We start from the raw sequence: 16,422 nt of genomic DNA, 5'->3' as shown, positions 1-16,422 counted from the left end.
CGGTCGTAAAGTTTTGGTTATGCAGGTTTCCTCTCAACACCAAGCCGCTCGTTGCCGTAACTCGGACATGCTACCTTCAACTTTCTTTCTTCCCGGTATAGGGCTGCTGCGGGCCGCCCTGCTGCCCCTGGCGCTGCTGGCTGGGCTGACCGCCTGCGACTCGTCTACCACACCCACGGCCTCTAGCGGAGCATCGCCCTTTGCCGGCGACTCTCGCGCCACCGACCCCGACGCGGCCGCACAACGCATTGCGCAAACTCCGAATATGCCCGATTCGCTGCACCTGATCAGCCCCGGCCAGGCCGGGCGGCTGCGGGTGCGGATGCCCGAAAAGCTGCTCCTGGCCCGCGTACCCGCTGACCAGCTGCGCAAGCTCACGCGCACGGTGGGCGACAGCACCTACCCCGCCTACGAGATGCGCGATGCGCAAGACCCGTCGGCGCCGCCTACCCTACTGGAAATGGCCGGCAACCAGCAACGGGGTTTTTACCTGCGGCGCATCATCGTTACCGATCCGCAGTACCGCACCGGCGAGGGAGTGGGCGTAGGCTCGCCCTTCGGTGCAGCGCGTCAGCTGTTTGGCTTAACGCGGGTACGCACCACCCCCGATGGCTTCGCGGCCGTCTCACGCCAAGCTCGCATGGCCTGGCTGCTAGACGAAAACTCCCTCCCCGCTGACCACAGCACCGACATGCCTTCGGCTGAAATCCCTACCGCTACGCGTATTACAGGAGTTGTGGTGTATTGAGATGGTAAGATTGTGCAGTTGTAAAGAAGAAAGCGTCTGTCATCCTGAGCTTGCGAAGGACCTTATCACAGTAGAACGAGTCGTTAGTACGATGGTCGTTCCACTGAAATAGGGTCCTTTGTAAGCTCAGGATGACAGACGCTTTCTTCTTTACAACTGCACAATCTTACAAACTCACTCAGTCACTCGTCTAGCGTCCGAAGTCGTCTTGTACGCGAACGATGTCGTCTTCGTCAGAGGGTTGCTGGGGGTCGGTGTGCTGCCAGATTTCGGCAATGATGCCCCAGTCGTCGAGGCCGATAAGGCGGTGCCGCTCGCCCTGTTGCAGGACAATTTGCTCGCCGGGGCTGTAGCTTTTCAGCTCGCCTTCCTCATCGGTGTCGCTGGTGATAACGCCCACAGTACCACGTACCACGCGCCAGATTTCGGCGCGGCGGTGGTGGTACTGCCATGACAAACGCTGGTGAGGTGCTACCAGTAGGATTTTAGGGCTGAGCTTGCCCGAGATGCGCAGGCTATCCACCGACAGCCCATCGAAATAGGCATCGGCAAAAGCCTGGGCCTGCCTCCTCGTCCAACACAAAAAAGCCGCCCCACGGACGCGTATCGTCCCGGCGGTCGACGGTGAAGCCCTGCTGTTGCAGGTGCTCGGCTACTTCGGCAAAAAGCGCGGATTTAGCAGCGGTAGTTTCCATAAGAAGAAAAAGGTAAAAGAACCAGATAATTAAAACAGAGGCTAGTGTAAGCGGCGAATCGATGACTGCCGGATGAGTAGGGACGGCGGCAGCTGCACTTGCGTGGTCCGGCCTTTCTCGTCGCCCCCTTCCAGGGCGGTTAGGAGCGTGCCAATAATATTATCGGCCATCACCTCCATGGGCTGCGCAATAACGGTAATTGTGGGCGAATACAGCCTAAAAAGGTCGGAATCGTCGAAGGAAACAATGGCAATATCCTCCGGAATGCGCAGCCCCAGGCGGCTGATGGCTTCCAGCCCATACACGCTCAGGTAATTGGTAGAGAACAGGATAGCATCGCACAGCGGATTGGCGCGCAAAAACTCGTGAATGCGCTGAATCATCTGTTCACGTTCCAGCAGAAAATCCACCTCCAGTACCAACTCCGATAAGCCGTATTCGCGCATGGCCTGCGCGTAGCCCTGCCGTCGGCCCAGCATCTGGGTCTGCCCGGAGTTGATGGTCACAAAGGCCACCGACGAAAATCCCTGGCTCAGCAAGTGCCGTGTGGCCTGGGAAGTGCCGGCGGCGCCGTCTACCACCACGGCATTGGCCAGCACGCCCGGTAGCAGGCGGTCGAACAGCACCACGGGTTTACCGTTGCGCACCAAGGCACCAATTTCTTCTTCTACCCCGTTGGGAGGCGCCACCACGTAGCCATCCACGTGTCGCTCCTGAAACATGGTGAGTAAGTCGCTGGTCTTGGCGGTGTCGTTGTTGGTGCTACAATAGATGATGCGGTAGCCGCGCTCCAGTGCCTTCTTCTCAATCAGGCCCGCCACCGTGGCAAAAAACGAGTTGGCAATATCCTCTACAATTAGCCCAATAACGTGGGTTTTGCCTGTGCGCAGGCTCTTGGCCAGTTGGTTCGGCTTGTACCCAACTTCCTCCACATATGTTAGCACCTTCTCAGCCAGCGCGTCGCTGATGCGGTTTTCTTTCGCTTTCCCGTTAAGCACCAACGACACAGTGGCAATGGACACATCCAGGTGCTGCGCAATGTCGCGGATCAGGGTTTTCTTTTTCAAGTATTTGGGGTCTTGGGGTCTTGGGGTCTTGGGGTCTTGGATGATGTTCAGGTATTTCATTGAACATTATCCATGACCCTAATACTCTATTCATACACTTCTTTTGGGCGATTAGCCGCGGCAGCGCCGAAGCTTGTATTGGGCTGTGGGCCCATGGTAAGCTCTAGCGTGCCACCGGCTACTACATCTTTGTGCAGCAGGTAGCTGTTGGGGTAGGGCTTGCCGTTGAGCTTCGCCGACTGAATATAGGGATTGGCGGCACTATTATTCTTCGCTTCCAGCACGAACACCTTGCCTTTTGGCAGGCGAATAGTAGCCTTATCGACGATGGGGCTACCCAGTACGTAGGCACCACTGCTGGGGCTCACGGGGTAGAAACCCATAGCCGACATAATATACCAGGCCGACATTTGCCCGCAGTCCTCGTTGCCGCTGATGCCGTCGGGCTTGTCGAGGTACATTTCGCGCAGCACCTGGCGTACCTTGGCGGCGGTTTTCCACTGCTGGCCGGCGTAGGGGTAGAGGTACACCGTGGCGTGGCTGGGCTCGTTGCCGTGGGCATACATGCCAATCAGCCCCGATATATCCGGCGAGGCGCTTTCGCCCAGGCTACCCTGCACCACAAACAGGCTATCGAGCTTCTCCACAAACGCCGCATCGGAGCCGAACAGCTTGATCAGGCCAGGTGGGTCTTGCGGCACCAGCCAGGTGTACTGCCAGGCATTGCCCTCGGTGTAGTTGTTCTGGCGGTGAATAGATTGAATGGGGTCGAAGGGCAACTGGAACTTGCCATCCGAGGTGAGGCCGCGCATGAAGCGGGTGTGCGGGTCGAAGTATTTCTTATAATACTGGGCGCGTTTGCTGTAGTTCTGATAATCTTCCTGCTTGCCCAACTTTTTGGCTACCTGCGCAATGCTCCAATCGTCAATAGCATACTCCATGGCCTTCGCTACCGACTCGCTTTCTTTGTCGGCCGGTATGAAGCCCAGTTCCTTTACGTACTTCACGCCCTCGTCGTCGCGGGTGCTGGAGGCGCGCATGGCATCCAGCAGCTGGTTGCCGTCGAGGCCGGGCGTGCCTTTCAGGTATGCTTCGGCCAAGGCTGGCACGGCGCTGTAGCCTACCATGGTGTTGGTTTCGTTGCCCATCAGGTGCCAGATGGGCAGCTTGCCCTGCTGCCGGTAAATAGCCAGCATCGACTGCATCATGTCCCCTACCCGCTCGGGCTGGGCCAGCAGGTAGAGCGACTGCGCCGTGCGGTAGGTGTCCCAGAGCGAAAAGATGGTGTAATTCTGAAACGGCGCTTTTTCGTACACCTTCTTATCGGTGCCGCGGTAGTCGCCGTTGGCATCGTTGAACAGGGCCGGCGCAAACAGCGCGTGGTACATGGACGTGTAGAAAATGCGCCGGGCCGTTGCGTCCTTGGTTTCGATGGTGACCTTGGCTAGCTCCTTGTTCCACTCCGCATCAGTGGCCTGCTGCACCTTGGCGAAATCCCAGCTAGGAATTTCGGCCTGAATGTTTGCCAGCGCATTTTCGGTGCTCACTGGCGAGATGCCTACCTTCAGCAGTAAGGTACTGGGAGCCTTCGCAAAGTTGAACACCCCTTTAATAGACTGCCCCTTTCCCGATTTACCCGTGAGCTTTTCGGCCTCGTTGTAAATAGAAAACTGCGGCACCGGCGCCGACGTCTTGATGGCGAAGTATAGGCGCTGGTCGCGGGCCCACCCTTTGGAGAAGCGGTACCCCACAAACGTCTGCGCGTCTATCTGCTCTATATACGTATCGGTGGCTTTGTCGTCGATGCCTTCTTTAAGGTCGATGATAACATGGGCCTCTTTACCGCCAGCAGGGAAGGTGTACTTGTGCATGCCTACCCTTGCGGAGCTGGTCAGTTCGGCCCGGATGCCGTAGTCGTCCAGCGTCACGGCATAGTAGCCGGGTTTTGCGGTTTCGCGCTGGTGCGAGAAGCGCGAGAGGTAGCCTTGGTGGGGCGCTTTCTGCTGGCCTTTATCGGTTTTGAGCGGACCAGTGTAAGGCATGATGAGCACGTCGCCGAGGTCGGAGCCGCCGGTGCCACTGAGGTGCGTGTGCGAGAAGCCAACAATCAGACTATCGGAATAGTGGTAGCCTGAGCACCAGTCCCAGCCCTTGAAAATGTTCTGCGGCCCTACCTGTACGGCTCCAAAGGGCACATTAGCCCCCAGAAATACGTGGCCGTGCCCGCCGGTCCCAATCATGGGGTCGACGTAGGAGGTGAGTTTTTGGTTTTGAGCGTGAGTGGTGGCGCTAATTAGCAACAGTCCGCCAAGCAGCCAGCGAAATGGCCGAGCAGCGGCCTGCCGGAAGTGAGTACGCGCTTTTCGCATGCGAATAGGTTAGGATAAATGGCGATGGGAAAGCAGCCTGTATTGGGTGCGGCCGGGTGATGTGGGCCTGCAATTCTTAGTGGCAACAGTATGGCCTTACAGTATTATAGCTTCTGGCTTGCCGGGCAAATATGCTAAAAGCTTTTAGCAGTTGTTTGGTAGATCAAAATAAATACTTGATATTTTCGCTCACAAACCGCTTTTTTGCTTTAGGCTAGTGCAATGGTTTCTCTTTGCTGCTTACGACCTACGCTCTAATTCAGCTCTTTTCCTAACGCGTCAGCTACCTATTCTATAGGTCATTATAGCTGTCTTCCCTACCCTACCCCGAGCAGCTGGCCCGGGTAGCCCGTAGCTTTTCACGCGCTAATCTTCAGCTTTTCGCTTTTGCCTCGCTTTTGATTTCACTTTATACATCGACATGCTAAAACGTTTAAGTTTTCTTTGCAATCGATTTCTACAAGGGTGAACATTTTAGAGAGACAAGCCTACTTCATTGTTTTTTTCATTTCCATCTTCCACCAAATCTTACCTTATGACCTCTTCTTTATCTGTTAAACAGTTGTGTAGGGTACCGCTGCTGGCGCTTAGTGTGGCAATGGTGTTACCTCTCACACAGGCTACGGCCAACAACCATGCGGCAGAGACCTTCCGTCGTGTTGACGTGACGGTGCAGGGCCAAGTGCGGGATGACCAAGGCAACCCATTACCCGGCGCCACCGTGGTACTCAAAGGTGCTACGGGCGTAGGGGCCTCATCTGATGCGGAGGGTCGTTTCTCTCTGACGGTGCCTACCGGCAACGAAACGCTGGTCGTTTCTTCTATCGGTTACGTAGCCCAGGAAGTAGCTATTGGCGGCCGTACCACGCTGACAATACGGCTGGTAACAGATAATAAGGCGCTGGACGAGGTAGTGGTGGTAGGCTACGGTACGCAAAAGCGTTCCGATGTGACGGGAGCTGTAGGTAGCGTAAGCAGCAAGGAGCTGGAAGAACGTCCCATCGTAAACGTAGCGCAGGGCTTACAGGGCCGGGTAGCGGGTGTTGATGTATCTCTGAATTCGGGCCAACCGGGTAGCAGCCCACTCATTCGGGTGCGGGGCTATGGCTCTATTAATGCGGGCAACAACCCACTTTATGTAGTAGATGGCGTATTCTGGGATGCAGGTATTACCTCGCTGAACCCCAATGATATTGCCAGCATTGAAGTACTAAAAGACGCTTCAGCTACAGCTATTTATGGTGCGCAAGGTAGCAATGGTGTTATTCTGATTACGACTAAGCGCGGCAAAAAGGGCACTCAGATTGGTTACGACACCTTCGTGAGTGTGAGTCGCATTGCCCGCAAGCTGGATGTGATGGACTCGCAGCAATTTCTGGCCACGGAAGACTTGGCGTATCAGAACATTCAGAAATATGACCCTGCTGGCTGGGCCGCTGGCCGCTACGCCAACCGTGACCCGCGCATCAAGCGACGGGCGCTGACTGCTGCCAATAGCCCGCGTCCGTTGTTTGACGACAACCTGAATCCACTCTACAACACTGACTGGCAGGATGAAACCACCCAGACAGGCGTGACCCAAAGCCACAACCTGTCGTTTTCGGGCGGTAGCGACCAGCTTACGTACGGTTTGTTTCTGAACTATACCAACGCTCAGGGCACTATCCTGAATACGTTTCAGAAGCGCTATAATGCCCGCTTGGTGGTTGATAACCAAGTGAAAAAGTGGTTGAAAGTGGGAACTACTATCAACTACAATAATATTGATGAGCGTATCGGCAATGACTTCGTGGGCGGCAACAACATTCCGCGCATGATGATTGAGATGATTCCTATTATGCCCGTCAGATACCCGGATGGCACCTACGCCAGGCGCCAAGACTACCCGGATATGGAAACGGGAGACAACCCGGTTGCCATTGCTCAGGAGGATGAAGAACTCCGCCGCCGGCAAGTTTTCTCGGGTAACGGCTACCTGGATTTCACGATCCTGCCGAGCCTGAATTTCCGCAGTGTCTTAGGCGCCACAATACAGAATTACAACGACCCATCCTACGCTACCACCCTGATTCAATTACGGGGGCAGCAAGGCTACGCCAGCATCAACGACTACAACGCTACTAGCTTGCAGTGGCAGAACTACCTCACGTACAACAAACAGTTGAACGAAGACAACTCGTTGAACGTGGTGGTAGGTGTAGACTCCCGCCGCTTCCGAAGCCTAGCAAATGGCAGCAGCACTACCCTATTGGTAGACAATGCGTTCAGCTTTTATAATCTAGGAACGGGCTCTACCCCCAACCCACCCAGCTCTGGCTACAATGCCGACCAATTCTTCTCCATCTTTGGACGCGTGAACTATGGCTACAAGGACCGCTACCTGCTGACTCTGACCACCCGTCGGGACGGCTCGTCGCGCTTCGGGGAAAACAACAAGAATGCGATTTTCCCATCGGCGGCTATTGCCTGGCGGATTTCGGAAGAAGATTTCCTGAAGGAAAACCGCATTTTCTCGGATCTGAAGCTGCGCTTCGGCTATGGTCGTACCGGTAACAGCGGTCCTGATTTTGGCAACTATGTGTCGCAGACGTTTTTGGGCACCAACGGCTATATTTTTAGTGGAACCCGCACAAACGGTATTACATTGGGTTCCTTAGGCAACCCAGACCTTAGATGGGAGACGGCCGATCAGTTTGACCTGGGTCTGAACGTAGGGTTGCTGCAAAACCGCGTCACCTTTGAGGCTGATCTGTACCAGCGTACCACTAAAGATCTGCTTCTCAACGCACCCGTACCACGCAGCAGCGGCTATGGCTCTATTCCGAGCAACGTAGGTAGCGTGCGCAACCGGGGCTTGGAGTTGTCGCTGAATACAGTAAATATTCAGAGCACAGACTTCACTTGGAATACGACCTTCAACGTTTCCTTCCTGCAAAACCGCATCCTACAATTGGGCGCAGCTGGCGACGATATTTTTCCTGGTCCGAACTTCCTCAACCAGACCACCGTGCTGCGCGTGGGCAACCCGGTAGGTTCGCTATTTGGACTAGAGCGTCTGGGCACTTGGAACACCAACGAAGCGGATGAAGCTGCAAAATATGACCGCCTACCCGGTGACCTCAAATGGAAGGATCAAAATAACGATGGCCAGATCAACGACCAGGACCGGGTGATCTTAGGTAAGAACATTCCTACTGGCTTCGGCTCGTTCATCAACAACTTCCGCTACAAAGGCTTTGATCTGCTTGTGGACTTACAATTCACTTATGGCAACAAGGCTATGAACTTGACCCACCACTCGGCGCTGGACCGCACCGGGCAAGCCAATAGCTACGAGCAGGCTCTGACAGGCGCCTGGACACCGGAGAATCAGAATACCAGCATTGCTGAAGTGCGTCCCTCTTACATCCGCTACGATTCGCGCATTGACTCTTATAAAGTGCAGGATGCATCGTTCCTGCGGGGTCGTAACCTGGTACTGGGGTATAACTTCTCCAACGAGTTAATTCAGAAGATTTCGCTGAGCCGCCTCCGTGTGTATGTGTCGGCGCAGAACTTCTTCCTACTCACTGATTACTTCGGCTACGACCCTGAGACGTCGACTTACGGCAATACTTTCTCCCAAGGCATTCAGTTCTTCGACTATCCCAAGGCTCGCACTTTCACAGCTGGCCTGAATGTATCTTTCTAGTTGTCAATTATCTGTTGTCAGCGATAAATCGGCATTGCTTGCCAACTGACAGCTACTTAAGAACAACTACTCTTCATTCTTTCAAACGTCTTTTCTTATGTTTTCGAATATACAACGCTTCGCCCGAACTACAGTCTTGGGCACAGGACTGCTCATGGCAGTTACCAGTTGTGATGATTTCTTGGGTGTTGATAGTCGTTCCCAAATTCGTCCCGACGACTACTACAGCACCGCCGGCCAAGCGCAAGCTGCTGTGAACGGCCTCTACAACAATCTGCGTATTGTGCAAAACGACACGGGCTATGGTGAAAGAATTTGGGTGACGCTGGAGTTGATGGCTTTACACGCTACTACACTGGGGCAGAGCTTCAACAACAACCAATTCATTAACCAGAGCATTGACCCAGCTAACCCCTCCTTCTCCAGTGTTTGGAACACCGCCTACAATGGCATCGGCGCGGCTAACCTAGCCATCACTAGGATTCCGGCCATCGACATGGATGAGACGCAGAAAACGCAACTGCTGGGCCAAGCCTATTTTATCCGGGCCTACCTCTACAACCTGCTGGTGCGCCTCTACGGTGATGTGCCTTTGCTGACGGAGCCGGTGAATGGCCCCGGCCCCAACCTCTACCCTAGCCGCAGCCCCAAGGCCGACGTCTATAATCTTATCATCAGCGACCTACAAACAGCTGAAGCAGCCGGCCTACCCGTGGTAGATCGTACCGGGCGCATCTCTCAGTCGGCCGTGAAGGCCCTACTGGCTGATGTGTATCTGACTACGGCAGGCTTCCCCATGCAAATCAAGGAGAATTACCAGAAGGCTGCTGATAAGGCCGCCGAGGTAATTGATGCGGGCAGCTATCCGCTGTTCGCCAACTACATCTCGCTACACAACAACACGGACAAAAATCAGGGTGAATTTATTCTGCAGGCCCAATATGCCAACGGTATTGCCACCAACGCTATCAGTCCCCTGATTGTACCCTACAACGTGGGCATTTCGGCGTACGGCGACGAGTATGGATCCCTGATTCCGACGGAGGAGTTTTATAACTCGTACGAAGCAGGTGACCTACGGGCCCAGGAACAACAATTTTACTTCTCTGAATATCGGGCGTTTGATAGAAGCACCAATCAACAGAAGACAAACATTGTCAAATTCAACCGGCATGCACTTTATAAGTATTTCCACTTGGAAAGCGCTTTGAACCGGAACTACAACTGCGACGAAAACTGGACCCTGATCCGTATGCCTGAGGTGATGCTTATTTACGCCGAGGCCATCAACGAGGCTAGCGCCGCTACCCCCAAAGCATACGAACAAATCAATAAAATTCGGGCACGGGCTAAACTACCTGCGTTGAGCGGCTTAAGCCAGGACGCGTTCCGTCAAGCTGTATGGAAGGAGCGTTACCACGAACTGGCGTACGAGAACAAGGCCTATTTCGACATTCAGCGTACCCGCAAAGCCTATGATGTAAAGAACAACACGTTTGTCAACGTCATCGGCTTTAAAGGCGAAGTGGGACCAGCCTTTCAGGAAAAATACCTGTTGTGGGGCATTCCATCAACTGAAATAAACAACAATAAGGAACTCACTCAGAACCCTGGGTGGTAGGTAAGTAGAACGTCATGGCCGGGTGCGCGGCAAGTGTGGGTGGTGGTTCTGGGAATTTCTGTCACTTCGCTACCCCACCCGGCCTGACGTTCTTTTTTTGTGCTTGTGCTAATATGAAGCCAAGGTTTCTAGCACTTTTCATTCACCTCTGACGCAACCATTTGGAGAATACTTCTACATTGTTACACTACCCGTTCCACTAACCAATCTGCATGCCAGGACTTTCGCTGAGTTTTTTTCTCGCTTCGCTGACGGCTCCTCCCTCGCCGGCCCTACCAACGCTTGCTCCCTTACCCCAGCAAGTCGCCGTCACCCGGGACTCCTTAACGAAAAAGGGATATACCCTGATCTTTATCTCCAAAGATCCAGCCCTGAACCCCGTTACCAAGCAACGCATGATTGATGCGTTTTACACGGTATATCCGAAGGAGGCCAAGCGGTTCAACCCTAATACCCTGAAGAAAGTCACCTTCATCGTGGATCCGGAATACAAGGGGGTGGCGGCTACCCACAATGGCATTGTGCGCTACAACCCTACCTGGCTGAAGGACCACCCGGAGGACATTGACGTGGTGACGCACGAGGTGATGCACATTGTGCAGGGCTACCCCAGCGGCTCGCTGGGCTGGCTCACGGAAGGCATTGCCGACTACACGCGCTACGCGCTCGGTATCAACAACCAGCAGGGCAAGTGGGCTCTACCCGATTATAAAGAAGGCCAGAGCTACACCAATAGCTACCGCATCACGGCTCGCTTTCTGGCGTGGCTGGAGCAAAACGGCTACCCCAAAATTGTGAACGAGATGGATGCCGCGCTGCGCGCCCACACCTACTCGCCGGAGCTGTGGCAGCAAAAAACCGGCAAAACGCTGGACGAACTGTGGGCCGCTTACACCGCCAACCCTACGGCCGTGAAGCTGGCCTATAAGTAAACCGCTACCATGAAAAAAACAGAACGTCCTTTTGACCAGCGGGAGAAATCTTGCGTGCTCCCGGTAAGTACTCTCCGGGGTCAGCACGCGAGATTTCTCCCGCTGGTCAAAAGGACGTTCTTTATATACCCTTCAGTTACCCTACTCTTTCCCTAACCGAATGCCTAAACTCTTTCCTATTCTTTCTGCCATGCTGCTGACCGCAGCCCCTACCCTAGCGCAGGGTCCGGTGGCGACGAAAGATTACGCCCAGTGGGTGAACCCCATTATCGGCACCGATTCCAAGCCTAGCTTGTCGAATGGCAATACTTATCCAGCCATTGCGCTGCCCTGGGGCATGAACTTCTGGATGCCGCAGACCGGCAAAATGGGTAATGGCTGGGCCTACCAGTACTCGGCCGATAAAATTCGGGGCTTCAAGCAAACGCACCAGCCTTCGCCGTGGATGAACGACTACGGGCAGTTTGCTATTATGCCCATCACCGGCCAGCGGGTGTTTGATGAGGATGCGCGCGCCAGCTGGTACTCGCACAAGGCCGAGGTAGCCGAGCCCAACTACTACAAAGTGTATTTGGCCGACCACGATGTAACGACCGAAATTGCGCCTACCGAGCGGGCGGCCCGGTTCCGCTTCACCTTCCCCAAAACCGACAGCGCTTACGTAGTGATTGACGCGCTGGACAAGGGCTCGATGGTGAAAATCATCCCCCAGCAGCGCAAAATAATTGGCTACACCACCCGCAACAGCGGCGGCGTGCCCAAGAACTTCAAGAACTACTTCGTTATTGAATTCGACCACGACTTTACCAGCACGGCCGTATTCAAAGACAAGGAATTGGCCGTGGGGCTGATGGAAGCCACCGTGAACCACGCCGGCGCGGCCGTGGGCTTCAAAACCCGTAAGGGCGAGCAGGTGCAGGCCCGCGTGGCCTCGTCGTTTATCAGCCCCGAGCAGGCCGAGCTGAACCTGAAAGAAATCGGTGACCAGAACTTTGATGCCGTGCGCCAGAAAGGCCGCGATGCCTGGAACAAGACCCTGGGCCGTATTGACGTGGAAGGTGGCACTGCCGACCAGAAACGCACGTTCTATTCCTGTCTATACCGCGCCCTGCTTTTTCCACGCAAGCTCTACGAGCTGGATGCCAATGGCAAGGTGATGCATTACAGCCCCTTCAACGGGGAGGTGTTGCCGGGCTACATGTATACCGATACGGGCTTCTGGGACACGTTCCGGGCTTTGTTCCCCTTCCTGAACCTGCTCTACCCCGACCAAAATGCGGAGATGCAGCAGGGCTTGGCCAACGACTACAAGGAAAGTGGTTGGCTGCCGGAGTGGGCCAGCCCCGGTTTGCGCAGCGTGATGGTGGGCAACAACTCGGCCTCTGTGGTAGCCGACGCCTACCTCAAAGGCATTCGCGGACAGGACATGAACGTGCTGTATGAGGCGTTGGTGCACGGCGCCAACAACGAAGGTCCGCTGGATGCCGTGGGCCGCAAGGGCGTGGCGTATTACAACAAGCTCGGCTACGTGCCCTATGATGTGAAAATCAACGAAAACGCGGCCCGCACGCTGGAGTACGCCTACGACGACTTCACTATCTACCAGTTGGCCAAGGCCTTGGGCAAGCCCAAGAAAGAAATCAACCTCTACGCCAAGCGTAGCCAGAACTACCGCAACCTGTTCGACAAGGAAAGCGGACTGATGCGCGGCAAGAATGAGAATGGCAAGTTCCAAGCGCCGTTTAGCCCTTTTAAGTGGGGTGACGCCTTCACGGAGGGCAATAGCTTGCACTACACCTGGTCGGTGTTTCATGACGTAGCGGGGCTGATGGACTTGATGGGCGGCAAGCAGAAGTTTGTGGCTACGCTAGATACCGTGTTTGCCCTACCCCCCGTGTTCGATGACTCGTATTACGGCGGCACCATCCACGAAATCAGGGAGATGCAGATTGCGGGCATGGGCAACTATGCCCACGGCAACCAGCCCATCCAGCACATGATTTACCTGTATAACTATGCTGGTCAGCCTTGGAAAGCGCAGTATTGGCTGCGCGAGGTAATGAACCGCCTCTACCTACCCACCGCCGACGGTTACTGCGGCGACGAAGATAACGGCCAGACGTCGGCGTGGTACGTGTTTACGGCGCTAGGTTTCTACCCCGTGTGCCCTGGCACCGACCAGTACGTGCTGGGCGCCCCACTCTTCCCGAAGGCTACCCTGCACCTGCCCTCTGGCAAAGACATCGTGCTGAATGCTCCCAAGAACTCCGATCAGAACCGCTACGTGAACCAGCTGACCATGAACGGCAAAGTCTATGACAAAAACTGGCTGAGCCACGAGGAGCTGATGAAAGGCGCTACCTTAGATTTTGACATGACTTCTACGCCTAATAAAACCCGAGGCACTAGCAACGCCGCCGCGCCGTTCTCTATGTCGAAGTACAAGTAAGGCCTGACGAATATCCCACCCCCTAGCCCCCTCCCCTCCGGGAGAGGGGGAACTAACTCTAGAAACTAGACTTCTAGAAATCTAATGATTAGTTCCCCCTCTCCCGGAGGGGAGGGGGCTAGGGGGTGGGGTACCGTTGCACTAATTACCCTACCCACCATTTTCCATGAATCGCAGAAATTTTCTTCACGGCTTCTCCCTTCTCTCCACTAGCGTTTTCTTCAACCAATACTCTTTTGCTGGCACCGCGCCCAAGTTTCCGGTGGTGCGGCCTACGGCTGATAAGCGTCGTTTCCGCAGCAAAGCCGTGGAGGCGGCCATTACGGAGTTTCAAAAGAAGGTGAAGGATGAGGAACTGGGCTGGCTGTTCAACAACTGCTTCCCGAGCACCTTGGACACCACTGTGACCCACGGCACCCGCGACGGCCGCCCCGATACCTACGTCATCACCGGCGACATCGACGCCATGTGGCTGCGCGATTCCTCGGCCCAGGTGTGGCCCTACCTCCAGCTAGTGGGCAAAGATGCCGAGCTGCGCCAGTTGATTGCCGGCGTGATTAACCGCCAGACCAGCTACATCCTGAAGGACTCTTACGCCAACGCCTTCTACGACGACCCCAACAAGGTAGGCGAGTGGAAATCGGACCACACCAAAATGCTGCCCGGCGTGCACGAGCGCAAATGGGAAATCGACTCGCTGTGCTACCCCATCCGCTTGGGCTATCACTACTGGAAAACCACCGGCGACACCAAGCCCTTCGACGCGCAGTGGCAGAAGGCTATCAAAACCGTGCTGCAAACCTTCCGGGAGCAGCAGCGCAAGGACGACCGCGGCCCCTACTCTTTCCAGCGCGAAACGACCAACGCCACCGATACCCAGCCCATGAAGGGCTACGGCTACCCCATCAAGCCGGTGGGCTTGATTTGCTCGGCGTTCCGCCCCAGCGACGACGCCACGCTGTACTCTTTCCTGGTGCCTAGCAACTTCTTTGCGGTAGTGAGTTTGCGCCAAGCTAGTGAGATGATGACCAAGCTGGCCAAGGACGCCAAAACAGCCAAAGACCTCACGGCCCTCGCCGACGAGGTGGACGCTGCCCTGAAACAGCACGCCATCGTCAACCACCCGAAATACGGTAAAATCTACGCCTACGAGGTAGATGGCTTCGGTAGCCAGGTGCTGATGGACGACGCCAACGTGCCCAGCCTGATTGCCCTACCCTACCTGGGCGCCATGCCCGTATCGGACCCTATTTACCAGAGCACCCGCAAGATGCTGCTCTCTGAAGACAACCCTTTCTACTTCAAGGGCACGGCCGGTGCAGGCATTGGCGGCCCGCACGTGGGCCAGGACATGATCTGGCCCATTGGCCTCGTTACGCAGGGCCTTACCAGCACCAGCGACGCGGAAATCAAGCAGTGCATTCAGACGTTGAAGTCTACCCACGCGGATACTGGCTTCATGCACGAGTCCTTCAACAAGGACAACCCGGCTAAGTTCAGCCGCTCGTGGTTTGCCTGGGCCAACACCATTTTTGGGGAGTTTTTGTGGAAGACGTATAAGGAGAAACCGCAGCTGTTGGCGTAGCCAGCAGCAGGTAGTGTAGCACGCCCGTTTGGGGCGGGTTCTGTTGAAGGGGAGCTATTCGCACGCTTTCCTTCAGCAGAACTCGCCCCATTCTTGTTGCTTGGACCTAATTTAAGCAGCTGTGCATAGGCATAGGCAAACGCACATTATTCATATTACAACTATCTGTTAATAAACTAGTAAGCTAAAATCGAATGGCTTACTACTTATGTGAAGCGCAACGGGTCGGGGTCCGCGGTAAGCAGCAGGTCCACGATGCGATTTAGGTCGGCGTCGTGGGCGGCGGCGGCTGTGCGGCCGAGTTGCACCAGCGCCCGCAGGTTGGCTGGGGAGGCGTTGTCGAGGTCGGAGCTGGCGGCGCCCAGGTCGGTGGTTTGTAGGCGAAAGTACTGACTGCCTTTGCCAACAGCGGAGAAGATGCGCTTGGTTTGGTAGTCCGTGACGGCCGCGCCGCCCGACATTAGAATGTCAATCAGGGGCTTGGGCCATTCCACCTTGCCCCAATCCTTGGCCTTATGGTAGGGGTAGGGCTTATCGACCTGCCCCGTACCCAACGACACCAGCAGCATGTCTTCGGTGGTGGGGTTGCTGGCGGCGTTGCGCACCTCGGCGTAGGCGCACAGGGCGGGATTGTTGGCAAACACGCCCCCATCAATCAGCGGGTAGGCTTTGCCGTCCAGGGCTGGTGTCAGGGCCGCCTCGAAGTAGGTAGGCGCCGCGGCGGTGGCCCGACACACGTCTTTGAGCAGAAAATCATAGGCAGGGCCGTGCCGCCGGGCATCGTGCTGGGTGAAAAAAAACTCTTGCCGGGCCGTAATGTCGTAGGCCGGAATCAGGCACGGGCGCAGCAACTGACTCAGCTTCAGGGAGCCAAAGTGCCGGTCCAGCACCCGCCGCAAGGCTGCGTCGTCGTACTTCTCGTCGGTGAGGCCGTTACCCGAGCGCACCTTCTGCCACAGCGACACGTCGAAGATGGCGCTGCCGTTTTCCACGTACAAGTCTACGGCCTGCTGGGCCGAGAAGCGGGCTTTGGTCGGATCCTCAGCGGCCGGGCTCAGGTACAGACACGTTAGAATCCCGCCCGTGCTGGTGCCGGCCACGAAGTCGAAAAAGTCGGCGAGGCGGGCTTGGGCATTGCCGCTGCGCTGCTGTAGCTTCTGCTCCAGCGCCACCAGCACCTGTCCCGGAATAATACCGCGAATGCCGCCACCGTCGATAGAAAGAATCTTTTTCATGCTCGCTTATCCAAACGTCCGGTTCACCAT

General features: G+C 55.6%; 9 protein-coding genes and 1 pseudogene. 6 read left to right on the top strand and 4 right to left on the bottom strand.

The window, feature by feature from the left end; genetic code table 11:
- Positions 1–67 precede the first annotated feature (67 nt).
- Positions 68–748, top strand: coding sequence for a hypothetical protein (locus F1C16_RS06335; protein ID WP_185283502.1), 681 nt, complete (start codon positions 68–70; stop codon positions 746–748).
- Between the two features lie 190 nt (positions 749–938).
- Here F1C16_RS06335 and F1C16_RS06330 read toward each other — a convergent pair.
- From F1C16_RS06330 to F1C16_RS06320, 3 genes and pseudogenes are all read right to left on the bottom strand, one after another.
- Positions 939–1,443, bottom strand: a pseudogene (locus F1C16_RS06330) (phosphoheptose isomerase).
- A gap of 41 nt (positions 1,444–1,484) precedes the next feature.
- Positions 1,485–2,510 carry a LacI family DNA-binding transcriptional regulator gene (locus F1C16_RS06325; RefSeq protein WP_219733435.1) on the bottom strand — a complete coding sequence of 342 codons (1,026 nt, stop codon included), beginning with the start codon at positions 2,508–2,510 and terminating at the stop codon, positions 1,485–1,487.
- Positions 2,511–2,596: 86 nt separating this feature from the next.
- Positions 2,597–4,879: a GH92 family glycosyl hydrolase gene (locus F1C16_RS06320; RefSeq protein ID WP_185283500.1), complete on the bottom strand. Its 2,283-nt coding sequence runs from the start codon at positions 4,877–4,879 to the stop codon at positions 2,597–2,599.
- Between the two features lie 535 nt (positions 4,880–5,414).
- Here F1C16_RS06320 and F1C16_RS06315 point away from each other — a divergent pair.
- From F1C16_RS06315 to F1C16_RS06295, 5 genes are all read left to right on the top strand, one after another.
- Positions 5,415–8,570 carry a TonB-dependent receptor gene (locus F1C16_RS06315; protein ID WP_185283499.1) on the top strand — a complete coding sequence of 1,052 codons (3,156 nt, stop codon included), beginning with the start codon at positions 5,415–5,417 and terminating at the stop codon, positions 8,568–8,570.
- A 154-nt stretch (positions 8,571–8,724) separates the two neighbouring features.
- Positions 8,725–10,191, top strand: a complete 1,467-nt coding sequence (locus F1C16_RS06310) for a RagB/SusD family nutrient uptake outer membrane protein (RefSeq protein ID WP_185283498.1) — start codon at positions 8,725–8,727, stop codon at positions 10,189–10,191.
- A gap of 212 nt (positions 10,192–10,403) precedes the next feature.
- Positions 10,404–11,123: a basic secretory protein-like protein gene (locus F1C16_RS06305; RefSeq protein WP_185283497.1), complete on the top strand. Its 720-nt coding sequence runs from the start codon at positions 10,404–10,406 to the stop codon at positions 11,121–11,123.
- Between the two features lie 160 nt (positions 11,124–11,283).
- Complete coding sequence (locus tag F1C16_RS06300) at positions 11,284–13,572, top strand: GH92 family glycosyl hydrolase (RefSeq protein ID WP_185283496.1); 2,289 nt, start codon at positions 11,284–11,286, stop codon at positions 13,570–13,572.
- A 166-nt stretch (positions 13,573–13,738) separates the two neighbouring features.
- Positions 13,739–15,157 carry a glycoside hydrolase family 125 protein gene (locus F1C16_RS06295; protein ID WP_185283495.1) on the top strand — a complete coding sequence of 473 codons (1,419 nt, stop codon included), beginning with the start codon at positions 13,739–13,741 and terminating at the stop codon, positions 15,155–15,157.
- Between the two features lie 206 nt (positions 15,158–15,363).
- On the opposite strand, the gene F1C16_RS06290 is transcribed toward F1C16_RS06295, so the two are convergent.
- A complete protein-coding gene (locus F1C16_RS06290) occupies positions 15,364–16,392 on the bottom strand; it encodes a patatin-like phospholipase family protein (RefSeq protein WP_185283494.1) in 1,029 nt (342 codons plus the stop codon).
- Positions 16,393–16,422: the final 30 nt, after the last annotated feature.

This window comes from Hymenobacter sp. NBH84 (genome assembly GCF_014217645.1).
GTDB classification, from domain to species: domain Bacteria; phylum Bacteroidota; class Bacteroidia; order Cytophagales; family Hymenobacteraceae; genus Hymenobacter; species Hymenobacter profundi.
Note: the sequence above shows the minus strand (reverse complement) of the source record. Positions and strands in the feature narration are given on the sequence as shown.